Annotated in this window: 25 protein-coding genes; 12 read left to right on the top strand and 13 right to left on the bottom strand. The window is 61.5% G+C overall.

Features of this window, described 5'->3' with window-relative positions; genetic code table 11:
* Nucleotides 1-68: 68 nt before the first annotated feature.
* Nucleotides 69-971, top strand: a complete 903-nt coding sequence (locus tag FP026_RS00380; RefSeq protein ID WP_149632676.1) for a LysR family transcriptional regulator — start codon at nt 69-71, stop codon at nt 969-971.
* Here the strand turns inward: FP026_RS00380 and FP026_RS00375 are convergent.
* Nucleotides 968-2,278, bottom strand: coding sequence for an MFS transporter (locus tag FP026_RS00375; protein WP_149632675.1), 1,311 nt, complete (start codon nt 2,276-2,278; stop codon nt 968-970). The genes FP026_RS00380 and FP026_RS00375 overlap by 4 nt on opposite strands.
* Nucleotides 2,279-2,387: 109 nt before the next feature.
* Here FP026_RS00375 and FP026_RS00370 point away from each other — a divergent pair, with 109 nt between their 5' ends.
* The gene (locus tag FP026_RS00370; protein ID WP_149632674.1) at nt 2,388-2,840 is read left to right on the top strand and encodes a winged helix-turn-helix transcriptional regulator; all 453 of its coding nucleotides are present in this window, start codon (nt 2,388-2,390) and stop codon (nt 2,838-2,840) included.
* A 48-nt stretch (nt 2,841-2,888) separates the two neighbouring features.
* Here FP026_RS00370 and FP026_RS00365 read toward each other — a convergent pair whose 3' ends face one another.
* The 3 genes from FP026_RS00365 to FP026_RS00350 form a co-directional block, all read right to left on the bottom strand.
* The gene (locus FP026_RS00365) at nt 2,889-3,773 is read right to left on the bottom strand and encodes an NAD(P)/FAD-dependent oxidoreductase (RefSeq protein ID WP_149632673.1); all 885 of its coding nucleotides are present in this window, start codon (nt 3,771-3,773) and stop codon (nt 2,889-2,891) included.
* Complete coding sequence (locus FP026_RS00360; RefSeq protein WP_149632672.1) at nt 3,770-4,219, bottom strand: RrF2 family transcriptional regulator; 450 nt, start codon at nt 4,217-4,219, stop codon at nt 3,770-3,772. The genes FP026_RS00365 and FP026_RS00360 overlap by 4 nt, the downstream gene beginning before the upstream one ends.
* Before the next feature lie 218 nt (nt 4,220-4,437).
* Nucleotides 4,438-5,187, bottom strand: coding sequence for a sulfite exporter TauE/SafE family protein (locus FP026_RS00350; protein ID WP_149632671.1), 750 nt, complete (start codon nt 5,185-5,187; stop codon nt 4,438-4,440).
* 98 nt (nt 5,188-5,285) lie between these two features.
* Here FP026_RS00350 and FP026_RS00345 point away from each other — a divergent pair, with 98 nt between their 5' ends.
* From FP026_RS00345 to FP026_RS00330, 4 genes are all read left to right on the top strand, one after another.
* Complete coding sequence (locus tag FP026_RS00345) at nt 5,286-6,167, top strand: LysR family transcriptional regulator (RefSeq protein WP_149632670.1); 882 nt, start codon at nt 5,286-5,288, stop codon at nt 6,165-6,167.
* An 84-nt stretch (nt 6,168-6,251) separates the two neighbouring features.
* The gene (locus FP026_RS00340) at nt 6,252-7,058 is read left to right on the top strand and encodes an alpha/beta fold hydrolase (RefSeq protein WP_149632669.1); all 807 of its coding nucleotides are present in this window, start codon (nt 6,252-6,254) and stop codon (nt 7,056-7,058) included.
* Nucleotides 7,059-7,194: 136 nt separating this feature from the next.
* The gene (locus FP026_RS00335) at nt 7,195-8,316 is read left to right on the top strand and encodes an alkene reductase (protein ID WP_149632668.1); all 1,122 of its coding nucleotides are present in this window, start codon (nt 7,195-7,197) and stop codon (nt 8,314-8,316) included.
* A complete protein-coding gene (locus FP026_RS00330; protein WP_149632667.1) occupies nt 8,313-9,041 on the top strand; it encodes an SDR family NAD(P)-dependent oxidoreductase in 729 nt (242 codons plus the stop codon). The genes FP026_RS00335 and FP026_RS00330 overlap by 4 nt, the downstream gene beginning before the upstream one ends.
* Before the next feature lie 31 nt (nt 9,042-9,072).
* Here FP026_RS00330 and FP026_RS00325 read toward each other — a convergent pair whose 3' ends face one another.
* Entirely contained in the window at nt 9,073-9,381 is a 309-nt protein-coding gene (locus FP026_RS00325) for a hypothetical protein (RefSeq protein WP_246665198.1), read from the bottom strand.
* Between the two features lie 137 nt (nt 9,382-9,518).
* Here FP026_RS00325 and FP026_RS00320 point away from each other — a divergent pair, with 137 nt between their 5' ends.
* Nucleotides 9,519-10,577 carry a LacI family DNA-binding transcriptional regulator gene (locus FP026_RS00320; protein WP_149632666.1) on the top strand — a complete coding sequence of 353 codons (1,059 nt, stop codon included), beginning with the start codon at nt 9,519-9,521 and terminating at the stop codon, nt 10,575-10,577.
* A 6-nt stretch (nt 10,578-10,583) separates the two neighbouring features.
* Here the strand turns inward: FP026_RS00320 and FP026_RS00315 are convergent, their stop codons facing one another.
* Entirely contained in the window at nt 10,584-12,752 is a 2,169-nt protein-coding gene (locus tag FP026_RS00315; protein ID WP_149632665.1) for a mechanosensitive ion channel family protein, read from the bottom strand.
* Nucleotides 12,753-12,925: 173 nt separating this feature from the next.
* On the opposite strand from FP026_RS00315, the gene FP026_RS00310 reads away from it, so the two are divergent.
* A complete protein-coding gene (locus FP026_RS00310) occupies nt 12,926-13,885 on the top strand; it encodes a hypothetical protein (protein ID WP_149632664.1) in 960 nt (319 codons plus the stop codon).
* A gap of 70 nt (nt 13,886-13,955) precedes the next feature.
* Here the strand turns inward: FP026_RS00310 and pncB are convergent, their stop codons facing one another.
* The 7 genes from pncB to FP026_RS00275 all read right to left on the bottom strand — a co-directional run bounded on the left by pncB (nt 13,956) and on the right by FP026_RS00275 (nt 23,054).
* On the bottom strand, nt 13,956-15,260 hold the full coding sequence (gene pncB / locus FP026_RS00305; protein WP_149632663.1) for a nicotinate phosphoribosyltransferase: 1,305 nt from the start codon (nt 15,258-15,260) through the stop codon (nt 13,956-13,958).
* A gap of 193 nt (nt 15,261-15,453) precedes the next feature.
* Nucleotides 15,454-16,413, bottom strand: a complete 960-nt coding sequence (locus FP026_RS00300) for a 2-hydroxyacid dehydrogenase (RefSeq protein ID WP_149632662.1) — start codon at nt 16,411-16,413, stop codon at nt 15,454-15,456.
* A gap of 11 nt (nt 16,414-16,424) precedes the next feature.
* The gene (locus FP026_RS00295) at nt 16,425-18,062 is read right to left on the bottom strand and encodes an ABC transporter ATP-binding protein (protein ID WP_149632661.1); all 1,638 of its coding nucleotides are present in this window, start codon (nt 18,060-18,062) and stop codon (nt 16,425-16,427) included.
* Complete coding sequence (locus FP026_RS00290) at nt 18,059-19,213, bottom strand: ABC transporter permease (protein WP_149633123.1); 1,155 nt, start codon at nt 19,211-19,213, stop codon at nt 18,059-18,061. The genes FP026_RS00295 and FP026_RS00290 overlap by 4 nt, the downstream gene beginning before the upstream one ends.
* On the bottom strand, nt 19,213-20,304 hold the full coding sequence (locus FP026_RS00285) for a microcin C ABC transporter permease YejB (protein WP_149632660.1): 1,092 nt from the start codon (nt 20,302-20,304) through the stop codon (nt 19,213-19,215). Before FP026_RS00285 ends, FP026_RS00290 begins: the two co-directional genes overlap by 1 nt.
* A gap of 170 nt (nt 20,305-20,474) precedes the next feature.
* Nucleotides 20,475-22,313, bottom strand: a complete 1,839-nt coding sequence (locus tag FP026_RS00280; RefSeq protein WP_149632659.1) for an extracellular solute-binding protein — start codon at nt 22,311-22,313, stop codon at nt 20,475-20,477.
* A 105-nt stretch (nt 22,314-22,418) separates the two neighbouring features.
* Nucleotides 22,419-23,054 (bottom strand): TetR/AcrR family transcriptional regulator, encoded by a 636-nt coding sequence (locus FP026_RS00275; protein WP_188112457.1) that lies wholly within the window; start codon nt 23,052-23,054, stop codon nt 22,419-22,421.
* 36 nt (nt 23,055-23,090) lie between these two features.
* Between FP026_RS00275 and FP026_RS00270 the strand changes: the two genes are divergently transcribed.
* The 4 genes from FP026_RS00270 (at nt 23,091) to FP026_RS00255 (ending at nt 26,400) form a co-directional block, all read left to right on the top strand.
* The gene (locus FP026_RS00270; protein WP_149632657.1) at nt 23,091-23,660 is read left to right on the top strand and encodes a hydrolase; all 570 of its coding nucleotides are present in this window, start codon (nt 23,091-23,093) and stop codon (nt 23,658-23,660) included.
* A gap of 156 nt (nt 23,661-23,816) precedes the next feature.
* A complete protein-coding gene (mepA, locus tag FP026_RS00265; protein ID WP_149632656.1) occupies nt 23,817-24,863 on the top strand; it encodes a penicillin-insensitive murein endopeptidase in 1,047 nt (348 codons plus the stop codon).
* A gap of 99 nt (nt 24,864-24,962) precedes the next feature.
* The gene (locus FP026_RS00260; RefSeq protein WP_149632655.1) at nt 24,963-25,343 is read left to right on the top strand and encodes a methylglyoxal synthase; all 381 of its coding nucleotides are present in this window, start codon (nt 24,963-24,965) and stop codon (nt 25,341-25,343) included.
* Nucleotides 25,344-25,377: 34 nt separating this feature from the next.
* Complete coding sequence (locus tag FP026_RS00255) at nt 25,378-26,400, top strand: glucokinase (RefSeq protein WP_149632654.1); 1,023 nt, start codon at nt 25,378-25,380, stop codon at nt 26,398-26,400.
* Nucleotides 26,401-26,529: the final 129 nt, after the last annotated feature.

Raw genomic sequence — 26,529 nt, 5'->3', positions numbered from 1 at the left:
TCGAAGGCCTGCCGAGTAGGCAGCAGCATCCACTTACATTTATCGGCTGAGCCGATATATTGGCTCGCATGGATTTGTTGGTAGCAATGCGTGTCTATGTGAGGGTGGTGGAAAGGGGCAGCATGTCGGCCGCCGCCCGCGATCTTGGCATGGGTCAGCCCGCCGTCAGCGAGCGGATTGATCGGCTGGAGCAATATCTCGGCACCCGGCTGTTGCTCAGAAATACGCGCAAGCTTTCCGTCACCGATGTCGGCGCCGCCTTCTATGAGCGTAGCAAGCAGGTGCTTGAAAGCGCTGAGGACGCCCTGACCGTCGCGAACGGCGATCAGTCATTGCGCGGCACGCTCAGGATCGCAGCGCCTCATGGCGTCGGCGAGGTCATCCTGCCCTCGATCCTGCTGCAGATGCGCAAGCGTCATCCGCTGCTGAAGATCGATCTGATCCTCAACGACAGGATCGTCGATCCCGTGACGGAAGGCGTCGATATCTCGCTGCGGCTGGGCGATCTTGGCGAAGGCAGCTTCATCGCCCGCAAGCTCGGCCACGTCGGCCGCACCCTGGTAGCCTCGCCGGACTATCTCGATAAGCATGGGACACCGACGAAACCCGGCGAGCTTGCCGACCACCATTTCCTGCGGGTCTCCGGCCTCTTCAACAATGGACGCCTTCCATTAATCGGTCCGGACCAGCAGACCGAATCTGCCGTCATCGACATCGTCCTCAGCACCAGCCATTGGCGGCCGTTGCACAGCCTCCTGCTCGATGGAGCCGGCATCGGCGTCCTGCAAGAGCCAGTCTGCGCCGAAGATCTGGCGAACGGCAGGCTGATCCGCCTGCTGCCCGAATTCATCGTGCCGGGATTTGACCTGCATGCGCTCTATCCGACGATAAGGCCGATTCCGCCGCGGATTCGGGTGGTGCTCTCATTGTTGGAGGAGCAGCTGGGCACGGCTCCCTCGCCGGAAAACTAGCTATTTTTCCGATCGACGCTCTGCGTCGCCACCTCAGGCGTTGCCCGCAAGGTCAGCGCCCAGAAGAGCAGCGTTGCCAAGCTTATCGCCGCGCCGGAGAGGCAGACGCCCGGCCAGCCCGCATGGGCATAGATGATGGTCGATGTCGACGATCCCGCAGCGCTGCCAATGGAATAGAACACCATGTAGGCGGCGGTCAGCCTGCTCTGCGCGCCCGCCCGAACACGGTAGATCATGCCCTGGTTGGTAACGTGCGTCGCCTGCAGGCCGAAATCGATGACGAGCACGCCGACGACGAGCCACAAGATAGAATAGTTCAGCAGCGAGATCGGTAGCCAGGCAAACAACATCAGAGCAAGCGCAATGCCCGTAGTGCGCTGCCCATGGCCGCGGTCGGCCCAGCGACCTGCCCTGACCGCGCCGAGCGCGCCCGCCGCGCCGGCAAGGCCGAACAGGCCGACTTCGGTGTGGGACAGGGAGTAAGGTGGTGCCGTCAGCGGCAGCACAAGTGGTGCGAGCAACGTGGTGATATCGGCGAAGATCAGCATGGCGATGATAGCGCGGATGCGCAGGACCGGTTCTTCGACGAGCAAGGTGCCGAGCGATCGGATGAGATCGAAATAGGAAAGACCACCCTTCGGCCTTTGCTGCCGCGGCAGCGCCCGCCAGAGCAGAAGCGCGATCACCAGCGTCAGTATGGCGGAGACGATATAGACAGTCCGCCAGCCGGAGAGATCGGTCAGCGTGCCCGCGACGCTGCGCGCCAGAAGAATGCCGAGCACGATGCCGCTCGTGACCATGCCGACGATATGGCCGCGCTCGGCGGCATGCGCCAGGCTCGCCGCATAGGCAACCAGCGCCTGCGTCACCACGGCCAGAAAGCCGATGGCGGCCATGGAGGCGAGCAGCATCGCGGCACTGGAGGAAAGGCCGACACAAACGAGTGCCGCAACGCTCAGCAGCGATTGCACGATGATGAGCTTGAGCCGGTCGATGAGATCGCCGAGCGGCACCAGAAGGATGAGGCCGAGGCCATAACCGAGCTGCGTCGCGCCGACGATCAGGCCGGCAACTGTGCGCGACAGCTTGAGATCATCGGCCATGACATCGAGAAGAGGATGGGCGAAATAGGCGTTGGCGACGGCGAGGCCACTCGCGACAGCAAACAGGAAAATCGTGGCGCGTGTCAGCGGCGAATTGGCCTCTTCCGAGTATTCAGCGCGCTTAGACGAACCCTCTCGCGAGGAATGAAGGCGCGCAATATCCTTCGCGCTGCCGACCGGCGGCGCGTCCTGATCGATCGTCATTGCAAAACTCCCGATTCTTCAGTTTAATAATGAAACCATCAATCGCGTAACATTATTGGTTTAATCATGCAACCATTCTTGCAGACAAAAGACAGGGACGACTGAGCGGATGGTCGCGCGGAAAAGCCTCAAGGGCGATTATTGCCCGAGCGCACGCTCATTGGACGTGATCGGAGACTGGTGGTCGCTCCTGATCGTGCGCGACGCCTTCGACGGGCTGACGCGCTTCAGCGAATTTCAAAAGAGCCTCGGCATCGCCAAGAATATTCTCACCGAGCGCCTGCGCACGCTTGTTGCAAGCGGCATCCTGGAGCTGGCTCCGACAAGCGAGGGCGGCACGCGCATGGAATATCGCCTGACGCCAATGGGAAAGGATCTGTTCCCGGTCATGGTGGCGTTGCGTCAGTTCGGCGAGCGCCATCTTTTCGCGCCGGCGGAAGAGCATTCGCTATTGGTGGATCGAGCGAGCGGACAGCCGGTGCAGCTCGACATCCGGGCACAGGACGGACGCTCCATCGGCCCGGATGAAACGGTTATCGTGAAAGTAGCGGAGGAGAAATAGAGCATCCGCCAGCAGATATCGGAGGACGAAAGCCCTCCGCAGCCGATCTTAAAACACCAGTGAGCGATGCAGCTGCGCGCCGGCCCAGGCGCCATCGCCGACGGCCAGCGACACCGAATGCGGGACGCGCGCGGCATCACCGCAGGCAAAGGCACCGGGAATAGTGGTTTCCTTCATGGCGTCTGTCTGGATCTGCATGCCAAAAGGCGTTTCCTCGAGCGTGCAGCCGAGCCGTTCGGCAATCGGGCTCGAGGGCGATACGCGCGAGGCGGTGAAGAGCCCGGCAAACTGCAGCAGGCGTCCATCGGCGAGCCGCACGTCGGCTTCCCCTTCCAAGCTTGCGACCGGCGTTTCCTCGATCGTGACACCTCGGGCGGTGAGATCGGTGCGCTGGGCTTCATCCGGGGCAAAGCTGCCATTGAGGAAGAGCGTCACCTCGCCCCATTCCGGCAGCAATTGTGCCTGATGCAGCGACATCGGGCCGGTGGCGATGCAGCCGATGCGGCCCTGATCGAGCTCGTAACCGTGGCAGTAGGGGCAATGGAAAACGCTCCGGCCCCAACGTTCGCCAAGGCCCTCGATCTCGGGCAAGGTATCGGAGACGCCGGTTGCGAAAAGAAGGCGCCGGCCGTCATGGCGTAGTAGGCCATCTGCCGTGGTCACGACGAAGGCATCCTTCTCGCCCTCGGCTTTCTCGGCAATGCCTTCGACCCATGTCAAAGTCGGATAGGCGGAAAGCTGCTCACGCGCCTTGCGGGCGATCTCGCCGGGGTTGACCCCATCCTGGCCGAGAAAGCCGTGGGAGGCATCCGCGAAACGATTGCGGCGCTTGCCGGCATCGATGACCAACACCTTGCGACGGGCTCGCAGAAGCTGGAGGGCGGCCGCCATTCCGGCATAGCTGCCCCCGATGACGATGACGTCATGGGTCATGACAGGGTCCTTTCTGTGCGCCACTGCGCATGACGCCGCGCAAATTCGGCGGCGAGATCGGCAAGCGTGACGTTTTCGAAGCGCCGGAGCAGCAGGGCCTCGGCCTCCGAAAAGGCGTCGTCGAGCACGGAATTGACCGATTGCTCGACAAGGCACTCCGGCGTCTCGTTGCGATTGCCAATGGCGAAGACGGCCGGTTCGCCAAGCGCCTCGTGCAGTTGGCGCAGCGTAACGGTTTTAAGATCCGCCGCGATCGTCCAGCCGCCGGTATGCCCCTTGGCGGAATGGACGATACCCACGTCACGTAGCAGCCCCATGGTGCGTCGCACGACGACGGGATTGGTGTGCATGCATTGCGCCAGGGCTTCGGAGGTCAGCGGTCCATCCTGCTCGGCCATATGGAGAAGAGCATGGAGAACGGAGGAAAGTCGGCTGTCTCTTTTCATGTAACTTCAATTATTACGATTCGATACGGCATGCAAGAGCCGACCTCATCCCGGCAGTGGCTGAACCTTTGGCAAGATCTTTTTCTGAACTGAACGTCGCGCGCAGAGGCGCAGATCCTGATCTCGTCGCCGAGCAACCATTCTTGCCGCATAGCTGCAGGTGGCCTTGCGAGCTAGGCCCAGCGGGAACATGGGCAGCCCAGCAATACAGGACTGCCTCAGAAAGAGGCTTTGACGACCATCTCGGCGCCAAGCACGAGGAGACAGATCAGAAACCAGCGGCGGAATGTGGCCGGGCTGACGCGATTGCGGATAATCTGGCCGGACCACATACCGGCGAGCGCCGGGACGATCGCAAGGATAGACAGAGCGAGATTGTCGACACGGAATGCGCCATGCCAGGCGAGCGCGCCGGCAAGCGCCACCGTGGAAACGGTGAAGGAAAGGCCCAGCGCTTGAACCAGCTCTTCCTTCTCCAGTCCGAGCGACTGCAGGTATGGCACCGCTGGAACGAAGAAGACGCCGGTCGCGCCGGTCAATAAGCCGGTAATCAAGCCGATGATCGGCGACAGCAGCGGCTCCAGCGTCTGGGGTACACGAAGCTGTCGGGCGAGGAGCGCGTGGCCGGCATAGACGATGAGCGCGGCCCCTAATGCCGCCGTGGTTATCCACGTATCGCCAGCGGCCAGAAGATATGAGCCGGCAAATGTTCCGACGATTACGGCGAAGACCAAGAGAAAGAAGCGGTGGGCAAGAGCACGAAAGTTCGGGCCAGCCAGAAGCTGCCAGACATTGGTAACGAAGGACGGAACAATCAGCAGGCTCGCTGCTGTCAGCGGCGAGATCAGCGCGCCCAGCACGCCCATCGCCACAGTCGGCAGCCCCATGCCGGTGACGCCCTTGGCCATGCCGGCCACGAAGAAGGTCGCGAAGATCGCCGCGACGAGCCATATCGAATGATCCATCATGCGCTCTCACTAGCAGATGGGAGGGAGGGCACAATGCGGATGATGCGAAGACAGGCTTCGGCTATGCCGAAGGCTGGAGATGCGATAATCTCCACCCCATGCGCTTCGATCTGACCGACCTTCGCCTTTTCCTCGCTGTCGTCGATGCCGGCAGCATCACGCATGGGGCCGCCGATGTCGGGCTTTCGCTGCCCGCCGCCAGCGAGCGGCTGCGCGACATGGAAGCGAATGGCGGCGTACAGCTTCTGGAGCGTGGTCGGCGCGGTATCCGCCCGACGCCGACCGGCGAGGCACTGGCGCATCATGCCCGGCTGATCCAGAGGCAGCTGGCACAGATGCGCGGTGAACTTGGCGAACATGCAAGCGGCCTCAGGGCAACGATCCGGCTTGTCGCCAACACTGCCGCGATCGCCGAATACCTGCCGCAGCGCCTTGCCGAATGGATGGCAAAACACCCACGAACCGACATCGACCTCAAGGAGCGCCAGAGTGTCGAGATCGCACGCGCCGTTTCGGCCGGGCTGGCCGAGATCGGCATCCTCTCCAGTGCCGTCGACACCTCGGGCCTGATATTGCGGCCCTTCGCGATCGACCGGCTGGTGGTGGTGATGCCTCGCGATCATGCGTTTGCGGCGGCAAAGCAGATCGCCTTTGCGGAAATCCTGCACGAGCATTTCGTCGGGCTCGCAGGGGGAGCGCTGCAGGATCATATCGACGCACAAGCCGCCCGGCTCGGCACCCGTCTGAAAATGCGCGTGCGGATGCGGACATTCGAGAGCATCTGCGACATGGCGGGCCAGGGCATCGGCCTTGGCATCGTGCCGGAAACGGCGGCGCGGCGCTGCAGCCGGTCCGCAAAAATCACGGCTGTGCGCCTTACTGACAACTGGGCCACGCGCCAGCTGTCGATCTGTGCCCGCTCGCTCGAAGACCTGCCGACACCGGCCCGCGATCTTTTCGAGCACCTGGCAACTATATGACGGCTGCCTGTTGAAAAAACGGGCTGGGATCGACTAGTCTCGCCGCGTGGCTGTTGGGAGAAGACGGCGCAATGGGAGGTGGATATGGAATTTCACGATGACGAGCTTCATCGCTTCGAAGCAGAAGGGGCCGCCCCCTTGCCGCATGCCGAGGCGGAGGGCCGTGTCGATCATGATGGCGCCAGCATCTGGTATGCCTCCTATGGCAGCGGCGCTCCGGTGATCCTCCTGCATGGCGGGCTCGGAAACGGCGGCAATTGGGGCTACCAAGTACCCGCGCTCATCGACGCAGGCCATCAGGTTATCGTCATCGACAGCCGCGGTCATGGCCGCAGCACGTGCGACGAGCAACCTTATAGCTATGAGCTCATGGCGTCAGACGTTCTCGCCGTCATGGACAGGCTGAAGATCGAAAAGGCGGCCATTGCCGGCTGGAGCGACGGCGCCTGCATCGGCATGGTGCTTGGACGAACCCATCCGGAGCGCGTGTCCGGCGTTTTCTTCTTTGCCTGCAACATGGATCCGAGCGGCACGAAGGAATTCGTGGCGACGCCGATCATCGAGCGCTGTTTCTCCCGTCATACGAAAGATTATGCCGCCCTGTCGGCCACGCCTGACAAGTTCGACGCCTTCGTCGAGGCCGTCGGCCTGATGCAGCGGACCGAGCCGAACTACACCATTGCCGATCTCGCCGTGATCGATGTGCCTGTCGCCATCGTCCAGAGCGAGCATGACGAATTCATCAAGCGGGAGCATGCCGATTATCTCGTCCGGCATATTCCCCGCGCGAAGCTGATCCTGCTGCCGGGCGTCAGCCATTTCGCGCCGCTGCAACGGCCGGCGCAGTTCAATGCCGCTTTGTTCGGCTTTCTCGCAACGATCCCGACCTGATACGAGATTTAGTTGCGCACGTCCGATTGTTGGAATAAATGATGACCATCATCTTATTCGAACTCCCGAGACCGAATCGCCGCTGACAGGCCCTTCCGCCCCGGGGAGCAATTTGGGCTCCAGGCAGGAGAATTTTATGACAGCTACTTTGTTTTCGCCACTTTCCGTCGGCCCCTATGACTTTGCGCATCGCATCATCATGGCACCTCTCACCCGCATGCGGGCAAGCCAGCCGGGCAACGTGCCTTCTCCGCTGAACGCCGAATATTATGCCCAGCGCGCCAGCGAGGGCGGCCTCATCATTTCCGAGGGCTCGCAGATTTCCCGCGCCGGACAGGGCATGCCGGCAACACCCGGCATCCATACGGCCGAACAGATCGCCGGCTGGAAGGCGGTGACGGACGCCGTTCATGGCAAGGGTGGCAAGATCTTCCTGCAGCTCTGGCATGTCGGCCGCATCTCCCATTCCTCGCATCAGCCTGATGGCGCTCCGCCGATCGCCCCATCCGCCATCGCCGCCAAGGGCGAAGCCTTCACGGCCACGTTCGAGCGCGTGTCCTTCGAAACGCCGCAGGCGATCGATATCGATCTCATGCCGCTCCTGATCGACCTCTATGCCCAGGCGGCGGCCAATGCCAAGCAGGCCGGCTTCGACGGCGTCGAAATCCATGGCGCCAACGGCTATCTGATCGAACAGTTCCTGCAGGCCCGCACCAACCGGCGCACCGACCAATATGGCGGCTCGATCGAGAACCGCACGCGGCTGCTGCTGGAAGTGGTCGAGGCGGTTTCCGAGGTCTGGGGCTCGGATCGCGTCGGCGTCCGCCTCTCGCCCTTCGGTATTGCCAATGACAGCGGCGAGGACGATCCCTTGCGTCTCTACGGCCATGTCATTCGCGAACTGGACCGACTGAACCTTGCCTATCTGCATCTGATCGAGCCGCGCGCCAGCGGTGCCGGCCAGGCCGAGGTCGACCACAAGAACGTACCGTCAGCAGCGGAGCTCTTCCGGCCTGCCTGGTCGGGCACGTTGATTGCCGCCGGGAATTTCCGGCCTGATACGGCCGAAGCCACGCTCGCCGCCGGCTATGCCGACGCCATCGCCTTCGGTCGGCTGTTCATCGCCAATCCCGATCTGCCGGAGCGCATCCGGCGCGCTGCACCCCTCAACCCCTACCACCGCCCCACCTTCTACGGCGGCGGCGCGGAGGGCTATACCGATTATCCGACGCTCGATGCCAGGGAGGCCGCCGAATGAGCACGCCAAGCGCCATCATCGTCGGAGTGGGTGCCGAACAGGGACTGGGGGCTGCGCTCTGCCGGCTTCTCGCAGACAAGGGCTATCATGTCGTCATCGCCGGCCGGACCCCGGCGAAAATCGATCAGGTGGCGGCCGCCATCAAGGCATCCGGCGGCAGTGTCGAAGCCATCGAAACCGACGCGACGGATGAAGCTGCGGTCATCCGGCTGTTCGAACACGCCTTTACGGCGCGCGCGGATATTGCTGCGCCTGATCTGGTTGTCTTCAACGCCGGCATCAATCGCCAAATCGGCTTTCGTGCCGTCACCGCAGCGCAATTCGAGGAATTCTGGCGCGTCTGCTGCTTCGGCGGCTTCCTCGTCGGGCGCGAGGCGGCGCGTCATCTGGCACCGCTCGGCCGCGGCACCGTAATCTTCACCGGCGCTTCCGCCAGCCTGCGCGGCAAGGCGGGCTTCGCGCAATTCGCCGCCGCCAAGGCGGGTCTTCGAATGATCAGCCAGAGCATGGCGCGCGAATTCGGGCCACTTGGCCTGCATGTCGCCTACACCATCATCGATGGCGGCATAGACGGGGAGCGGCTGCGCTCGCGCCGGCCGGATGTGGATGCCGATGGCCTGCTGAACATCGACGCCATCGCCGAGAGCTACTGGCACATTCATCGCCAGCATCCTTCGGCCTGGACGCAGGAGCTCGATCTACGGCCTTACAAGGAAAGCTTCTGAGACCGGCATTGGAGCAACTCATGGCGTTGCTCTAGCAGTTCCGCGACAAGGCCTTGGCGATCGCGAGGAATTTCGGCTCTTCATCATAGGTGCGAGGCCGGATCTCGGCCTCGCCATCCGCGTCTGATGTCTCGCTCGGAATCGTGAAGGACCACGCCGACGGACGATCCCGGCGACGGCGGATAAGCCCTGCCATGCGACGCAGAATGCCTTGCCCGCCAGCGCCGCGATTGTCCCCTGATGAGGGCGGATCGACCGCGTTTGGATTACCGGGATCGCCCCATCGATCATCATAGAGATCCTTGAAGAGATAGTTGGTCAGCATTGGTTCATCTTTCATTTTTGAACCGATTCAAAATCGACTCGGATTGACTTCTTGAATCGGTTCAATCGTACGCTTCAAAAATCCACTGTCAAGCAGAATTGAACCGATACAACTTCATTGCTAATATCCATGGAAACGCATGGAGGATTGAATTGGCCAAGGGCACCATCAGGCTCGCGGATGTCGCCAAGGCGGCGGGCGTATCGCAGGGAACCGCCTCCAATGTCTTCAGCCGGCCCGAAGTGGTGCGCGATGAAGTGCGCGAACATGTGCTCGAGACGGCCAAACGGCTTGGCTATGCCGGGCCCAGCCTGACGGGGCGGTTGTTGCGGGCCGGAAAGGTCAACGCCATCGGCGTCGCCGCCGTCGAGCCGCTGGCCTATTTCTTCGACGATCCCTGGGCCAGGGCGCTGCTGGCCGCCGTTTCCCAGGTCTGCGATGCCAGCGGTACGGGCCTGGCGCTGGTCTCGGCCAAGGACCGGCAGACGCTGGACTGGAACATCAAGAGCGCTCTGGTCGACGGCTTCATCCTGCTTTGCGTGGAGGGCGGCGAAAAGCTGGTTCAATTGACGCGAGAGCGGCAATTGCCGTTCATCGCTCTCGCCCTGAATGACGAAGACGCGTCGATCCCCTCGATCAGCGTCGACAATCTCAGCGGCGCTGCGGTTGCCGCCCGGCATCTGGCGGAATTGGGCCACCGGCGTTTCGGTGTGCTCGCCACCGAACTCTCGGACGACCATGTCGGGCCGGTCGGTGTCGGCGACATCGAGCGGGCGATCTATTCCACCTCGCGCGATCGCGCGCTCGGCTACTGGCAGGCGCTCGAAGCGTTCGGAATTGGGCGCGAGGACGTGCCGATCTATGAAACACTGAACGACAAGCCAAGCGTCGAAGCCGGGCTTGACTACCTGTTTTCCGCGCCCGAACCGCCGACGGCGATCCTTGCCATGTCCGACAATATCGCGCTTTTGGCAATCAACTGGCTGCGCGCACGGGGTCTTTCAGTGCCACAGGACATTTCCGTCATCGGCTTCGATGGCGTGCCGGAAGGCGGCATGGTGGAGCCTGGCCTGACGACGATGGCCCAGCCCTTTGCCGAAATTGCACAGCGCGCGGTAGAGGCCGTTCTCCACGATGCCGTGCCGGCCGAGCGCGAGATGATCGACGTCGCCCTGGTCGTGCGCGGCAGCACGGCGGCTCCGAACCCCTGACCGGATCTAGCCCGCCTGTTGCGCGCTGTCCACATTTGCCGCCCGCATCTCGATCAGCTGCCGGGCAGCGGCGGCCGCCGCATCCTTGTCGCTTGCCACCTGCACGGTCGGGAAGGCGAACTGAATGCCGTTCTCATCGAAGGACTGCTTGATCAAGGCCAGCGCGCTGCGGCGGATGACGGAGAGTTCGTTCGGCTTGGCGGTGATCGCCAGCCTGATCTCGATCGCGAAATCGCCGAACTGCTCGACACCCTTCATCTTCAGCGTCTGGATGATGTTCGGCTTCAGGTCCTCATCTTCGAGCAGGCGCTGGCCGATGTCTTTGATGATCCGCTTCAGCTTCACCAGGTCGGTATCGTAGGTGACCTTGACGATGATCTTGTCGATCGCCCAGTCGCGGTTCATGTTGTTGACCGCGCCGAGCGAGCCGAAGGGGATCGTCGCCAGCGGACCGCGCTGGTGGCGCAGCTTTACCGAGCGCAGGCTGAAGGATTCCACCACGCCCTTGTGGTTGCCGCTTTCGATATATTCGCCAATGCGGAAGGCATCGTCCCAGAGGTAGAAGACACCGCTGATAACATCCTTGACGATGGTCTGCGCGCCGAAGCCGACCGCAACGCCGACAACGCCGGCACCGGCGATCAATGGCCCGATCTGAACGCCGAGACCGGACAGCACCATCATCACGGCGATGATGCCGATGATGACGGCCAGGATATTGCGGAAGATCGGCAGCAGCGTCTGCAGCCGGGCGCGGCTCGCCCTCATCTCCTCGGAATCGCTGACGGCGGGCAGAGATTCCATCAGCTTGGCGTCGATATACGTCTTCGCCAGCTGCCAGACGAGATCGGCGACCAGAAGAATGACGATGCCGCCCAGAATGCCGCGCGCGATGCGACCGATATTCGATTCACTGCCGCTCATCATCGCATGCGCTTCGACCCCCAGCATCCGGCCGAGCCAAAGGGCGGCGAATGTAATGATCACCGCACGCACGCCACGATCGAGAAGAACGGTCGCCAATTTTCCGGCACCGAAAATGCCCTCGGCCGCATCATGCAATGCCTCGATCGCGCGGGTGGAAACCGAAAGGATACGCGGCAGCAATATCGCATAGATGCCGACCCAAAGCAGGCCATCGAAGCCCGCCACCCACAGGCCCCAAAGAGCTGCGAAGTAGATCGTCAGCAGCCAGGAGATCGTCCGCTTGCCACGCTTTCCTGGCACAGCGGGCCGCGACCACACGGCTTCCACCGCGATCACGAACAGGCCTATGCCGAGCGCGTAACCGATCAGGTCTCGCGCCCCCGCGGAAAAGCCGAGCGACGCGACAGCCTGGATAATGGCCCAACCACAAGCAAAATAGGTGGCAAACAGCGTGCATCGCCGATACCAGTATTTTGCGACAAGCCGCCGTTCAGCGATGCGAGCGGCGCCGCCATCCTCGTCCAGAACATCATCCGTCCGGCGCATGGAGATCAGTTCCATCAAAAGCTTGCCGATGGAAATGGCCAATCTGATCGACACAAGCGCGATGACGCAGGCGATGGCGAAGTTTTCGATGACCGGCGGCCAGTCGAAAGCGAGTAGCGGGACGAGCGTCACCAGACCATGAATGATGGCGGGCACAACGCCGCCCAGGAACTGGAAACGCGCCGCCTGCAGCTCGGTCTCGACGCCGGCGGCCCGTTCGGTGCGCTGCATATGCTTGGCGTTAATGAAGCGCGCGGCCGCGAGCTCAGCCACCAGCCCGAGGAAGAAGAGGATCACGATCTGGATGGCAATGCGCAACGGACCGACCGCCCTGCCCTCGCCCTCGAGCCTTTCCGATGCCGTCATAACTTCATAGGGCAGCGTCATCGCCGCGCCCGATACCACTTCGAGGTGGCGGCGCGTATGACCAAGCAGACCGGACAAGACCGACATCTGGTCGCTTCCCGAGGCTTCCGGATCGCCGGCGGTGGAGGCGGGCTGATTGTTGAGCTGCGCGGCAAGCCATTGCTTGACGTCGGGCTCGTTCATCAACTGGATCAGTTCACGGACCTTGTCGGGCGGCGGTGCCGCCGGCTGTGGTGCCGCTGCATTCTGCGCGAGCGAGGTGACAGGCGCGGCCAAAGCAAGAAGACATAAAAGCAGGGTCCCGATCCATAGCCTGCCACCCCAAAAGTTTCTCATATGCGCTGCCCTTCCCGCAATCGGACCATGCGGTCCGTTCCCGCAGACTATACGCGTTTTTTATGCGAGCAAGCAGGCGCTTACGGGACAAATCCATCACCCGGCCGGCATTGCCCCGGAGCCGTGGCCGCGCTAGGTTCTGCCGCACTACCGGTCGGTACTCGGGGACGCGCGTGTTCAATTTCCTGAAAAGGCTCTTCGGTAAGGGCAGACGATCCGACACACGCGACGGGCCGGGATTGCCCGAACCCGAAGGCACGACGACCGTCAAGACCCTCGATCTGAACATTCCGGATGAAGTCTTGCAGGACGAGGCCACCTTTGCGGCCTATCTGCAGGAGCGCCTGCCATTCTTCGGCGACCTGATACGCGTCGATTACGACCCTGCGGCCGGCAGCCTGACGCTGCATAGCCGCAACGGCGATACGATGACGAAATTCCTCGGCAATGCGCTGCTGGCATTGCGCGAACAGAAAGGGCCGGCGCGCGCGCAAGCGCTGCTCAACTATCTCAACATGACGGAAGCCATGGAGGACAATAGCGAGCTCTCCAAGGTCCTGCCGGTGCTGAAAACACGCGATTTCGTCGAGGTGGCCCGCCAGCAGATGATGCATGCCGTCAAGGACGAACCCAGCCCACCGCAATTCGTCTATCTCGACGAAGCGGAAAACCTGATCAAGCTTTTCGTCGTCAACGGCGAGACCACCGTCAGCTACGTCATGTCCACCGCTCTGGATGACTGGGGCATCGATGCCCGGGAGCTTGCCGAGACGGCGCAGGCCAACCTGCAGAAATTCCTCGCCAAGACCGGCGTCCAGATCGCCAAACGCAGCCGGTTTCAATATGTCGAGGTGGACGGGCAGTTCGAATCCAGCGTCGCCTTCCTGCCGAATTTCTGGGCGCAGGTGCAGGAGCAATCCGGCGGCGCCGCGCCGATCGCCGCCTTCCTGTCACGCGACAAGGTGTTCTTCACGCATGAGAACGACACCCAGGGCCTGCAGCTGCTGGAGTTGATCAGCGCCGATCTCAGCGACGTGCCCTATGTCATTTCGCCGGATCAATATCGCTGGGAGAACGGACGCTGGACGCTGTTCAGACGCGTCGCCCGGATGGAACCGGTGGTCCGCCATTAGTTAATTGCTTGAGGGCCGCCAAGATCTTCTATTTCGGGATGGAAGGCAGCTGCGCCTCCACAAAATAGCGCTAAACCAGCACTTTCTGATCGACACGATCTTCCGCGCCGAAGAACTTCAGATAGCGCTCGACTTCCGCCGGCTCGCCGGTTGCCTTCTGCGGATTGTCCGAAAGCTTGACGGCCGGACGGCCGTTTGCCTCGATCACCTTGCAGACGATCGAAATCGGGCTGAGGCCTTTGAGTTCGGTCGGCGCGCAACCGGCGAAATCATTGGTCAGATTGGTGCCCCAGCCGAAGCTCATGCGCACGCGGCCGTCGAAATGCTTGTAGGTGTCGATGATGGCGTCGACATCCAGCCCGTCGGAAAAGATCAGCAGCTTCTGGCGCGGATCGCGGCCCATCTTCTTCCACCAGTCGATGATCTTCTCGCCGCCTTCGATGGGGGGCGCGCTGTCGGGGCGGAAGCCGGTCCAGTCGGCCACCCATTCCGGCGCGCTGCGCAGGAAGGAGGCGGTGCCGAAGGCATCGGGCAGGACGACAAGCAGATTGCCGCCGTAAAGGCGGTTCCAGTCGCGCAGCACCTTATAGGGCGCCTTGCCGAGCTCTTCGTCGTTTTTCGCAAGAGCGGCCGCGACCATCGGCAGCTCATGCGCATTGGTGCCGACAGCTTCGAGATCGGAATCCATGGCAAGCAGCACGTTGCTGGTGCCGGTGAAGGCATGGGGCACGCCTTCCTTCAGCGCCTCGACGCACCAGCGTTGCCAGAGGAAGCTGTGACGGCGGCGGGTGCCGAAATCGGAGATACGCAGGCCGGGAAGTTCCCGCAGCCGCTCCACCTTCCCCCACATCTTGGCCTTGGCGCGGGCATAGAGCACATCGAGCGTGAAGGGACCGAGCGCCTTCAGCGCCGTGCGCGAACGAAGCTCGTTGATGATAGCGAGTGCGGGGATTTCCCACATCGTCGTTTCCTTCCAGGAACCGTGGAAGTCGAGAATATACTGGCCGTCGCGCTTCGAGAGCTCATATTCCGGCAGCTGGAAATTCGACAGCCAGGAGAGGAATTCGGGTTCGAAGATCTGGGCGCGTCCATAGAAGCTGTTACCCGCGAGCCAGATCATCTCCTTCTTGGAGAGGCGCAGCGTGCGGGCATGATCGAGCTGCTCGCGCAATTCCTTTTCGTCGATCACTTCGGCAAGGCGAACGCTCTTGGTGCGATTGATCAAGGAAAAGGTGGCATCGACGTCCGGATAGAGCTTCCAGATCATCTGCAGCATGAGAAGCTTGTAAAAATCCGTATCGATCAGACTACGAACGATCGGATCGAGCTTCCAGGTATGATTATAGACGCGGGTGGCAATATCCGTCTTGGTCATGTCGTTCCTGCCCCGTCTCCTGCCCTGCGGACGTCATGCTTCGCGCCGGCGGCTATGCCGGCATGCGTGTAGCGCCTTGTTATCAAAAAATGTTGAGCGAAAGTCCAGTCACTGAAAGAAAATTGATGTCAGGGCAAATGCGCCACATTTGACCGGCGGAAGCGAAGCGCCGCAACTTCGCATCCTACAGGATTTAGTAACCCCGGCCGCGATCCACCAGATGCTGCAGCGGTTCACCGCGTTCGAAGCGGGCAATCTGCTCCTCGACATGGTGCATGAGCGCCTTTTCCTCCGACACCGCAGAATCATGCGGCGTGATGATGACATTTTCCAGGTCCCAGAGCGGATCGTCAGCCGAGAGCGGTTCGACGACGAAGACATCGAGCGAGGCGCCGCCGAGAATGCCGGTACGAACAGCCGAAGCGATATCGGCCTGCACCTGGCTCTTGCCGCGGCCGGCATTGACGAAGACCGGTTTGCCGAGCGGACCGTTGCGGTGCAGCCTGGAAAAGAGCGAGGTGTTGTAAATCCCCATCGTTTCCGGTGTCAGCGGCAGGAGGCCAACCAGGATATCGGTGCGTGCCAGAAACGCATCCAGCCCGCTGGCGTCGAAGGTTTCCATGCCATCGATCTCCTTCTTGCCGCGGGACCAGCCGATGACGTTGAAGCCCATGACTTTCAATTTGGCGGCGGCGTCGCAGCCGAGAACGCCGAGACCCATGACGCCGATGGTAACATCCGCCGCCTCGGGGCCATGCTGCGGCGCCCATAGACGCTGGCGCTGGCTCCTGAAATGCCCCTGCACATCGCGCAGATGCATCAGGCATTGCATCACGACCCATTCGCTCATGCGCACCGTCAGGCTGCGATCGACGAAGCGGACTATCGGGATGTCAGGCAGGCCGGCAATCGACATCATCGAATCGACACCGGCGCCGCCCGAGAAGATCACCTTGAGATTGCGGGCGCGCTCGAAGAGATCGGCATCCGGTTTCCACACAAGCGCATAATCGACATGGGAGAGATCCGCACCCTTGTGGGCGGGATCGGCGAGATTGATGCTGCCGCGGTCGGCAAAGGCCGCCTCAAGCGCCTTGGCGACGGTCGCCGGATCGAATTTGAGGTCGACGAGAACGGGGCTTTTGGCCGGCATGATGGTGGTCTCTATTGCTGGATGGCGGCGGTCGGCACCGCCTCGATGTCGAATGCGGCGGCAAGAAGCGCCTTGGTATAGTCCTCTTTCGGCGCCCGGAAAATATCGGCGGATGCGCCCTGCTCGACGACCTTGCCGAAGCGCATGACGATCAGCTCGTTGGCGAGCGCCTTCACCACCTTCAGGTCGTGGCTGATGAAGAGATAGGCAAGATCGTGCTTCTTCTGCAGGTCGCGCAGCAAATCCACAACCTGCGCCTGCACGCTCATGTCGAGCGCCGAGGTCGGCTCGTCCAGCATGACGAAACGCGGCTTCAGCACCATGGCGCGCGCAATGGCGATGCGCTGACGCTGGCCGCCGGAGAACTCGTGCGGGAAACGCCAGCGGGTGGACGGATCGAGGCCGACCTCCTCCAGCGCCCAGCAGACGCGCTTGTCGCGCTCATCGGCCGAAAGCGACCGCTCATGTACCTTGAGGCCCTCGGCGATGATCTCGCCGACGGACATGCGCGGGCTTAGCGAACCATAAGGGTCCTGGAAGACCACCTGCAGCTGGTTGCGCAGCGGCCGCATCTCGCGGAACGAATAGCCGGCTATATCCTTGCCGACGAAGGCGATACGGCCCTTGGAGGAAATAAGCCGAGCCAGCGCCAGACCGAGCGTCGTCTTGCCGGAGCCGGATTCGCCGACGACGCCGAGCGTCTGGCCGGCCCTGAGCTTCAAATCGATGCCATCGACCGCCTTCACATGATCGACGACCTTGCGCATGAAGCCCGCCTTGATCGGGAACCACACCCGGATATCGCTGCCTTCCATGACGACAGGCTTTCCCGCGTCGCTCGTCGGTGGCTCGCCGCGCGGCTCGGCGGCCAGCAGATGGCGGGTATAGTCGTGCTGAGGATTGGTGAAAACGTCTTCCACCGTGCCGGTCTCGACGATGCGCCCCTTGGTCATCACGCAGACGCGGTCGGCGAACTTGCGGACGATGCCGAGATCGTGGGTGATGAACAGCATCGACATGCCGTGCACACCCTTGAGCTCACGCAGCAGGTCGAGGATCTGCGCCTGCACGGTCACGTCGAGCGCCGTCGTCGGCTCGTCGGCGATCAGCAGTTCGGGACGGTTTGCAAGCGCCATGGCGATCATCACGCGCTGACGTTGGCCGCCGGACAGTTCATGCGGATAGGCCTTGAGACGCTTTTCCGGTTCGCGGATGCCGACCTGGTTCAAAAGCTCCAGCGTGCGGGTGCGGGCAGCCTCACCGGTCATGCCCTGGTGCAAGGCCAGGATCTCGCTGATCTGTTTCTCGATCGAGTGGAGCGGATTGAGCGAGGTCATCGGCTCCTGGAAAATCATCGTGATATCGTTGCCACGCACGGCGCGCAGCTCGTTGTCCGATGCCTTCAGCAGGTCCTTTCCCTTGAACAGGATTTCGCCGGAAGGGTGGCTTGCGGTTGGATAGGGCAAGAGCTTCAGGATCGAATTGGCCGAGACCGACTTGCCGGAGCCGGATTCGCCGACCAGCGCCAAGACTTCGCCCTTTGCGATATCGAAGGAAACGCCATCGACGGCGGTCGATGTCTGCCCGCCCTGGTGAAAGGCAACGGACAGATTGCGGACTGACAGTAGCGGAGTGGAGTTTTCGCTCATCGGAACGTCTTCCTCGGATCGAAGGCGTCGCGCACGGCCTCGCCGATGAAGATCAGCAACGACAGCATGATCGACATGGTGAAGAAGGCCGAGAGTCCCAGCCACGGAGCCTGCAGGTTGGATTTGCCTTGGGCGATCATTTCACCCAGCGACGGCGAGCCGGGCGGCATGCCGAACCCTAGGAAATCCAGCGAGGTGAGCGTGGAGATCGAGCCCGACAGGATGAAGGGAACGAAGGTCAGCGTCGCGACCATCGCATTCGGCAGCAGGTGGCGATACATGATGGTGCGGTTGTTGACGCCGAGCGCACGGGCGGCGCGCACATATTCGAAATTGCGCGCCCGCAGGAATTCGGCGCGCACGACGCCGACGAGCCCCACCCAGGAAAACAAGAGCAAGATGCCGAGCAGGATGAAGAAGCCGGGCGGCAGGACCGAGGCGATGATCAGCAGGATATAGAGCACCGGCATGGACGACCAGATTTCGATGAAACGCTGCATCAAGAGATCGGTCCAGCCGCCGAAATAGCCCTGTATCGCGCCGGCGCAGACGCCGACGACAGCCGAGCAGATGGTGAGCGCGAGACCGAACAGCACCGAGATGCGGAAGCCGTAGATCAAGCGGGCAAGCACGTCACGCGCCTGGTCATCGGTGCCGAGCCAGTTAAAATTGCTCCAGTTGCAGTTGGGATCGGCAGCGCCGGCCGCATAGCCGGAGCAGCGCTTTTCCTTGCTCATCGCCCAGAATGGCGGCGTCGGCGCCGACAATCCCTTAGGCAGATTGGAATTGGCGGTCTGATAGGAATAGTGGATCGGTGGCCAGATCATCCAGCCGTTGGCATTGATCTCGTCCTGGATATCCTGGGCGCGATAATCCGTCTGCGCCAGGAAGCCGCCGAATTTCTCTTCCGGGTAATCGACGAAGACCGGTGTCAGGATCTCGCCCTTATAGGAGATGAGGATCGGCCGGTCATTGGTGATGAACTCGGCACCAAGGCTGAGGATGAACAGAACGAGGAAGATCCAGAGCGACCAGTAGCCGCGGCGGTTCGCCTTGAAATTCTCCCAGCGGCGCAGATTGGTCGGCGAGAACAGGCCCTTGCGCGGCGGCTTCACCGTCGTCGGAAGTGCCTGACGATTGGCTGCGTCCATCATACCTCCCTCCGCTCGAAGTCGATGCGCGGATCGATCCAGGTGTAGATCAGATCGGAAACGAGGCTGACGAAGAGACCCAGCAACGAGAAGATGAAAAGTGTAGCAAACACCACCGGATAATCGCGCTGGACGACAGAGAGATAGCTCAAGCGTCCCAAGCCATCGAGCGAGAAGATGTTCTCGATCAGGAGCGAGCCGGTGAAGAAGGCCGAGATGAAGGCGCCGGGAAAGCCGGCAATGACGATGAGCATGGCGTTGCGGAAGACATGGCCATAGAGCACGCGCCGTTCGGAAAGACCCTTGGCTCGGGCGGTGATGACATATTGCTTCTTGATCTCCTCGATGAAGGAATTCTTGGTGAGCAGGGTCGTGGTCGCGAAGGCGGCCAGCGACAGCGAAATCAGCGGCAGCACCAGATGCCAGAGATAATCGAGAATCTTCTGCCACCAGCTGAGGTCGGCAAAATTATCGGAGACGAGGCCACGCAGCGGGAACCAATCGAAAAAGGATCCGCCGGCAAACAGCACGATCAGCATGATGCCGAACAGGAAGCTCGGAACCGCATAGCCGATGATGATGATGCCCGACGTCCAGACATCGAAGGTCGATCCGTCCTGCACCGCCTTGCGGATGCCGAGCGGGATGGAAATGGCGTAGGAGAAGATCAGGATCCAGATGCCGAGCGAGATCGACACCGGAAGCTTCTGGCCGATGAGGTCGATGACGGTCGTGTTGCGGAAGAAGCTCTCGCCGAAGTCGAAGCGGATATAATTCCACATCATCTGGCCGAAGCGCTCGAGCGGCGGTTTGTCGAAGCCGAACTGCTTGTCAAGCTTGGCGATCAGTTCGGGATCCAGCCCCTGCGCGCCGCGATATTTCGAGCTGCTGTCATCGAAGGACTGCTGCGACGACATGTCGGTGCCGCCGGACAGGCGACCGTTGGCATTGTCACCCTGCCCGGTCAGCTGCGCGATGACCTGCTCGACCGGGCCGCCCGGCGCAAACTGCACGATGGTGAAGGAAATCGCCATGATGCCGACGATGGTCGGGATCATCAGCAGGAGGCGTCGCAGGATATAGGCGCCCATCAGTTCGCCGCTCCCTCGAAGGCGAATATAATCCGCCTCGCCTCAATCCATCTGTCGATCAAATCACATTCCCTTCCGCCGGGAGCAGCCCGGCGCAGTCATATCAGCTTGAAACTATCCGAATCAGCCCAAACATTTGGAGCCAGCGGGGCCCTTATTGCAAGAGAGGCTCATTTTCCGGCGCTTTTCGACCACCAGACCTCGGGGAAGCCGATGGAGTAATAGGGCAGTTCCGGGAGATGTTCGAACTTGTCCCAGTAGGCGATCTTGTTCGTCGTCCCATAAAACAGCGGGACAACATAGTGGTGGGCAAGCAGTACGCGATCAAGCGCCTTGGCGGCAGCGGTCTTTTCTTCGAGGGTCGCGGCAGAAACGAGCTTGCCGATCAAAGCATCGACCCCCGGATCGGATATGCCGGCATAGTTGCGCGAGCCTTGGCGACTTGCCGAAGCCGAGCCCCAGTAATCGATTTGTTCGCTGCCGGGCGGCAGCGCCGTGCCCCACACGTTCCAGGTCGCATCATAGTCGAAGCTACGAATGCGGTTAATGTATTGCGATGAATCGACCGTTCTGAGGGTCGCATCGATGCCAATGCGGCGCAGGTTCTGGACGTAGGGCAGGTTTGATCTCTCCTGCGAAGGACTGCCGAGAAGGATTTCCATCGTAAATGGCTGGCCGGTCTTTTCGTTGACCATGCGATTGCCCTTCAACACATAACCGGCTTCCTTGAAAAGCTCGATCGCCTTGCGCAGATTGACGCGCACCTTCTGCGGGTCGCCGCCAACCGGATTGGTATAGGGCGTGGTGAAGACTTCAGGCGGCACCTTATCCTTGACGCTGTTGAGGATATTCAATTCTTCGCCCGTGGGCAGCCCCGAAGAGGCAAGTTCGGTGCCGAAAAAGAAGGTGTTGACGCGGGTCAGCTGGCCGAAGGCAAGCGCCCGGTTCATTTCCTCGAAATCATAGGCGTAGTTCAGCGCCTCCCGCACACGTTGGTCCTTGAACTGATCGCGCCGGAGATTGAGTACCATCGCTTGCATGATGCCGACCGAGCGCAGCGAATTGGGCAGTTCCTCGCGCTTAATGCGGCCGTCCTTGGCGGCGGGAAAGTCGTATGCGGTCACCCAATGGCTTGCTGACTGGTCCCGCCAGAAATCCGTGTTCCCGCTGCGAAAGGCTTCGAATTCCACATCCTTGTCGGCGTAGTAGGTGTAGGAAATCACCCCGAAGTTATTCTGGCCGATATTGACCGGCAGGTTCTTGCCCCAATAGTCGTCGCGCAGTTCATATCGGATTGATGATCCCGGCTGCACGGAGACAATCTTATACGGTCCGGATCCCATGACCGGCTCGAGTGTCGTGCGGGTAATATCGCGCGGCTTTCCGTCCGCGCCGGCGCTCTCCCACCAATGTTTTGGCACGATCAGCAGCTGGCCGGCGATAAAAGGAAGTTCGCGATTGTTCTTTTCGTTGAAATAGAAGGTGACGTCCCTATCGCCGGTCTTTTCGGCTCGCGTCACGTGGGAATAGATACTGGTCGCGAGAGGATTGAGCTCCTTGGTGCGATCGAAGCTGAAAGTCACGTCATCGGGGGTTACTGGTGTGCCGTCGGCCCATTTCGCCTCGGCGCGCAACCGGAAGGTTGCGCTCGATATGTCATCGGGATAGGAGACGCCCTCGGCGAGCAAGCCGTAGGAGGTGGCAATCTCGTCATTGGACGATTTCATCAGCGTATCGAAAACCATTGACAATCCGCTGGCGGGGTTGCCCTTAAACAGCACCGGATTGAGCGTGTCGAACGTGCCTTCGTCCGAAAGTTTAAGCTCGCCGCCCTTCGGCGCATCCGGATTGACGTAATCGAAGTGCTTGAAGCCGGTCTGGTATTTGAGGTCGCCGAGAATGGCCGTGCCGATGCGGAATTGCGGCTCTTCGGCTTTCGAGGACACGGGCAGTGCCAGCAGGCAAATAAGAGAAACAACCAAGCCTGCTTTCAACCGTGTCGATGCCATTCATGATCTCCTGATGCTTTTCCGGGAATCAGCATAAGGCAAATGAGGGCAAAAAGCAGGACGCTATTGCCCATCTCTTCGCCATGTAATCAACCATCGGCGAAATCAGGTTTTGGAGGCCGCTTCCTCAAGTCGTTTGCGTAGCATCAGCCGCAATTCGCCGGCGACGCGGCGGTCCTCAGCAGCATCAGGCTCATTGGCAACGGCGACGACGATGCGCAGAAGTTCGAGCACGAGGCCCGACATCAACGCGACATCGTCCGATATCGACGGCTTGGCCTGCCGCAGGACACCCGCGATCAGCTCCTTCAGCTCGGCACGCGAACGTGCCTTCCGCTCCTTGGGAATATCGCGGCGGCCGGCGAGCGCCGAAAGTTCTGGGTACTTCCCCATGAAGACACCAAGTGCATCGAAGATCGCCTCGCCGCAATCTGCTGCCGAAAGGCCGGCGCTGCTTTCCGCCGCTTCCCGAAGCCCGGCCTTCAATCGCTCCAGGCGCTCGATATGCAGCGCCTCGGCAAGCAGCGGCTTGGTCGGGAAGAATTGATAGAGCGAGCCGATGGAGGAATGCGCCTCGGTCGCAATCTCCGTCATCGTTGCGGCATCATAGCCCTTGCGCGCGAAGACCCTTGCCGCCGCGTCAAGCAGAATGACGACGCGATCATGGCCGCGCTGTCGCTTCGGAGTGCGCGTCTTCAATTCTTCACTTGATTTTTGTGAGGTCATCCTCATATTTTCCATTGTGAGGATTCCCTCATGTTTTTTGGAGCTCCCAAGATGTCACTTTACGATCCCAAGACCACCGCTCTCATTTCCATCGACCTGCAAAGCCTGGTTCTCAACAGGCCGCTCGCGCCCTACACTGCCCCACAAATCATCGCCAACACGGTCGCCATCGCGAACAAGCTAAAGGCCGACGGTGGGACCACTGTCTTTGTAACGGTTGGATTTTCCCCGGACTATGCCGACGCTGTCAACCAGCCCGTCGACGAAACCTTCCCGCTTCCCCCAGGCGGCTTGCCGGCGGCGGCGCTTGCGGCACCCGCCGAAATCGCCGCGCTGACGCCGGATATCGCCATCCTCAAGCGTCAGTGGAGCGCCTTCTACGGCACGGAACTTGATCTGCAGCTTCGACGCCGCGGCATTAAAACACTGATCCTGACCGGCGTCGCCACCAATTTCGGCGTCGAAGCGACCGTGCGCGATGCCTACGCGGCAAATTATGCCGTCATCGTCGCCGAGGACGCAGCGACGACCCTCTCGCAAGAAATGCAGGACTTTGCCTGCACGAAGGTATTGCCGCGACTGTCGCGCATTCGCAAGACGGCTGAAATTCTGGCGAATTGATCGGCTCGAAACGACCATGCAGTCATGAGAAGGCGGTCGCTCGTCGGCCAGCAGTAATGCCGCGGATTAACTTCCATCCTTTTTCAAGATAATCTCGCCGCAAATCACTTCGGCATAATCACTTGGGATGACGCCGACCGCCTATCAAGGATATGCATGATTTCACTTCTGGATCGCGCCTTTCGAACGATCGGCAAATTCTCTTTCGCGACCATGATCGGAATGGGTCTTGTCGCCGGCGATACGCTGGCGCAGCAGGCTACCCCCTCGCCCGGCAGCGCCAAGGCGGTTTTCGGAGCCGTGACGCTGCCGACGCAAGGATCGCCGCAGTCGATCGGTTTTTATGCCAAGGGCTGCCTTGCCGGCGCGGTTGCGCTGCCCGCCGACGGCCCGACATGGCAGGCCATGCGCCTGTCGCGCAATCGTCGCTGGGGCCGGCCTGAGATGATCGGCCTCTTGGAGCGGCTATCGCGCGATGCGGCCAGGAATGACGGCTGGCCGGGCCTGCTCGTCGGCGACATCTCACAGCCGCGCGGCGGCCCGATGGTCAACGGCCATGCCTCGCATCAGATCGGCCTCGATGCTGATGTCTGGCTGACCCCGATGCCACGGCGCAAGATGACGGCCGACGAGCGCGAAGCCCTGCCCTTCACCTCGATGCTGGCCAAGGACAAGTTCCTGACGATCAACGACAAGGTCTGGACGCCGGCGCATGCCCGCCTGCTGATGCGGGCGGCGAGCTATCCGGAAGTCGAGCGCATCTTCGTCAACCCGGCGATCAAGAAGAAGATGTGCGAGACTTGGACGGGCGATCGCACCAATCTCGGCAAGCTGCGGCCGGAATATGGGCACGACTCGCATTTCCACATCCGCCTCAGCTGCCCCACCGGTTCGGTGGGTTGCACGGGTCAGGCACCGGTCGCCGCCGGCGACGGCTGCGACAAGCCGCTCGCCTGGTGGTTCGGACCCGAACCGTGGGCGAAACCAAAGCCAAGCACGAAACCTCCGGTCAAGCCGCGCGAGGTCATGGTTTCCGATCTGCCCAAGGCCTGCCAGGCCATAGTGGCGGCACCATCGGTCGCATCGGCTCGCGCCGCAACCTTTGGCGCCAAAGCTGCCGATGCAGAAGCCGAAACGGACGCATTGCCAGTCTCTGGACCTGTCTCCGGCGACACGCCGCCCGGCCAAATCCCGCAGCAATGAGGCCGGAAACCTCCTTGCCGGTGCAGTCTTTTAAAACTGGCCTCCTTGGTATAGAAGGCGGATAAATCGATTGAAAGCAGTGGGTGGAGCAAGGATTTCATGGCCGGCAGCAAATGCATCGCCTTGATCGCGCATGATCAGAAAAAAGATGCGATGGCGGAGTTCGCACGGAGCCACCAGGCAGCCCTTGCCGATTGGAAGATCGTTGCGACCGGCACGACGGGCGGCCGCGTGCTTGATGCCTGCCCCGACCTCAAGGTCACCCGCCTGAAAAGCGGGCCACTTGGCGGCGACCAGCAGATCGGTGCGCTCATCGCCACCGGTGAGATCGACATGCTCATCTTCTTCATCGATCCCCTCACGCCCCTGCCCCACGACGTCGACGTGAAGGCATTGACGCGGCTTGCCGTTCTCTACGACATTCCGATGGCGCTCAACGAATCCACCGCCGAGCGGCTGATCAAAACACTGAACCATTAATCCGCCTTGCCGGCGGCAGATCACGGACCTGTCCATGCCCGAGCTCAATCACAGCGATGCCCCCCCGCCTTTTCCCATCCTGATCGGCGATATCGGCGGGACCAATGCGCGTTTCTCGATCCTTGCCGATGCCGGCTCAGAACCGGAGCATTTTCCGGTCGTGCAGACGGCGAATTTCGAGACGATCGACGATGCGATCAAGTTGACCCTCGAAAAGAGCAAGGTGCGGCCCCGCGCCGCGATCCTGGCCATGGCCGGTCCCGTTCAGGGCGATGAAATTCCGCTGACAAATTGCGACTGGGTGATCCGTCCGAAGACGATGATCGCCAACCTCGGCATCGAGGACGTGCTCGTCATCAACGATTTCGAGGCACAGGCGCTGGCGATCGCCGAGATTTCCGACGAGCATCGCCAGACCATCGGCGAAGCATCCGGGAATATGACCGCATCGCGCGTCGTACTCGGGCCGGGGACCGGGCTTGGCGTCGGCGCCCTGGTCCATACCCAGCATCAATGGGTGCCTGTGCCGGGCGAAGGCGGGCATATCGATCTCGGGCCGCGCACGGAACGCGACCTGCAGATCTGGCCGCATCTGGAACCCATCGAAGGCCGCATCTCGGCCGAGCAGGTGATCTGCGGCCGTGGTCTGCAGAACCTTTATCATGCCATTTGCGCGGCCGACGGCATCGAGCCCAGCCTGAAGGAACCGGCTGACATCACCAACCACGCCCTTGCCGGCACCAATGCCCAGGCCGAGGAGACGCTGACGCTGTTCGTCACCTATCTCGGCCGCGTCGCCGGCGATATCGCCATGGTCTTCATGGCGCGCGGCGGCGTCTATCTCTCAGGCGGCATCCCGCAAAAGATCCTGCCGGCGCTGCAGAAGCCGGAGTTCCGCGCCGCCTTCGAGGACAAGGCGCCACACACGGAAATGATGAAGACGATTCCGACCCATGTGGTCATCAATCCGCTGGCGGCGCTTTCCGGCCTTGCGACCTATGCCCGCAAGCCCAAGAGCTTCGGCCTTGCCACGGAGGGCCGTCGCTGGCGGCGTTAACCGGCTTGCCCAGGTAGCGCATGGCGCGCTGAAACCCGGTGTGCCATGCCTTTTTGAAGGCGCCGGCTTCCGCTATAATGGGCCTGGCTCCGTGATCGGCCTTAACCAGCCCGGCAGGCCATGTCTAGC

Source organism: Martinezella tropici (genome assembly GCF_008370325.1).
Classification (GTDB): domain Bacteria; phylum Pseudomonadota; class Alphaproteobacteria; order Rhizobiales; family Rhizobiaceae; genus Rhizobium; species Rhizobium tropici_B.
Note: the sequence above shows the minus strand (reverse complement) of the source record. Positions and strands in the feature narration are given on the sequence as shown.

Excerpts from the sequence above, each read along its gene's own strand:
- FP026_RS00380 (WP_149632676.1), top strand. The coding sequence starts at position 69 with ATGGATTTGTTGGTAGCAATGCGTGTCTATGTGAGGGTGGTGGAAAGG.
- FP026_RS00375 (WP_149632675.1), bottom strand. The coding sequence starts at position 2,278 with ATGACGATCGATCAGGACGCGCCGCCGGTCGGCAGCGCGAAGGATATT.
- FP026_RS00370 (WP_149632674.1), top strand. The coding sequence starts at position 2,388 with ATGGTCGCGCGGAAAAGCCTCAAGGGCGATTATTGCCCGAGCGCACGC.
- FP026_RS00365 (WP_149632673.1), bottom strand. The coding sequence starts at position 3,773 with ATGACCCATGACGTCATCGTCATCGGGGGCAGCTATGCCGGAATGGCG.
- FP026_RS00360 (WP_149632672.1), bottom strand. The coding sequence starts at position 4,219 with ATGAAAAGAGACAGCCGACTTTCCTCCGTTCTCCATGCTCTTCTCCAT.
- FP026_RS00350 (WP_149632671.1), bottom strand. The coding sequence starts at position 5,187 with ATGATGGATCATTCGATATGGCTCGTCGCGGCGATCTTCGCGACCTTC.
- FP026_RS00345 (WP_149632670.1), top strand. The coding sequence starts at position 5,286 with ATGCGCTTCGATCTGACCGACCTTCGCCTTTTCCTCGCTGTCGTCGAT.
- FP026_RS00340 (WP_149632669.1), top strand. The coding sequence starts at position 6,252 with ATGGAATTTCACGATGACGAGCTTCATCGCTTCGAAGCAGAAGGGGCC.
- FP026_RS00335 (WP_149632668.1), top strand. The coding sequence starts at position 7,195 with ATGACAGCTACTTTGTTTTCGCCACTTTCCGTCGGCCCCTATGACTTT.
- FP026_RS00330 (WP_149632667.1), top strand. The coding sequence starts at position 8,313 with ATGAGCACGCCAAGCGCCATCATCGTCGGAGTGGGTGCCGAACAGGGA.
- FP026_RS00325 (WP_246665198.1), bottom strand. The coding sequence starts at position 9,381 with ATGAAAGATGAACCAATGCTGACCAACTATCTCTTCAAGGATCTCTAT.
- FP026_RS00315 (WP_149632665.1), bottom strand. The coding sequence starts at position 12,752 with ATGAGAAACTTTTGGGGTGGCAGGCTATGGATCGGGACCCTGCTTTTA.
- pncB (WP_149632663.1), bottom strand. The coding sequence starts at position 15,260 with ATGACCAAGACGGATATTGCCACCCGCGTCTATAATCATACCTGGAAG.
- FP026_RS00300 (WP_149632662.1), bottom strand. The coding sequence starts at position 16,413 with ATGCCGGCCAAAAGCCCCGTTCTCGTCGACCTCAAATTCGATCCGGCG.
- FP026_RS00295 (WP_149632661.1), bottom strand. The coding sequence starts at position 18,062 with ATGAGCGAAAACTCCACTCCGCTACTGTCAGTCCGCAATCTGTCCGTT.
- FP026_RS00290 (WP_149633123.1), bottom strand. The coding sequence starts at position 19,213 with ATGGACGCAGCCAATCGTCAGGCACTTCCGACGACGGTGAAGCCGCCG.
- FP026_RS00285 (WP_149632660.1), bottom strand. The coding sequence starts at position 20,304 with ATGGGCGCCTATATCCTGCGACGCCTCCTGCTGATGATCCCGACCATC.
- FP026_RS00280 (WP_149632659.1), bottom strand. The coding sequence starts at position 22,313 with ATGGCATCGACACGGTTGAAAGCAGGCTTGGTTGTTTCTCTTATTTGC.
- FP026_RS00275 (WP_188112457.1), bottom strand. The coding sequence starts at position 23,054 with ATGGAAAATATGAGGATGACCTCACAAAAATCAAGTGAAGAATTGAAG.
- FP026_RS00270 (WP_149632657.1), top strand. The coding sequence starts at position 23,091 with ATGTCACTTTACGATCCCAAGACCACCGCTCTCATTTCCATCGACCTG.
- mepA (WP_149632656.1), top strand. The coding sequence starts at position 23,817 with ATGATTTCACTTCTGGATCGCGCCTTTCGAACGATCGGCAAATTCTCT.
- FP026_RS00260 (WP_149632655.1), top strand. The coding sequence starts at position 24,963 with ATGGCCGGCAGCAAATGCATCGCCTTGATCGCGCATGATCAGAAAAAA.
- FP026_RS00255 (WP_149632654.1), top strand. The coding sequence starts at position 25,378 with ATGCCCGAGCTCAATCACAGCGATGCCCCCCCGCCTTTTCCCATCCTG.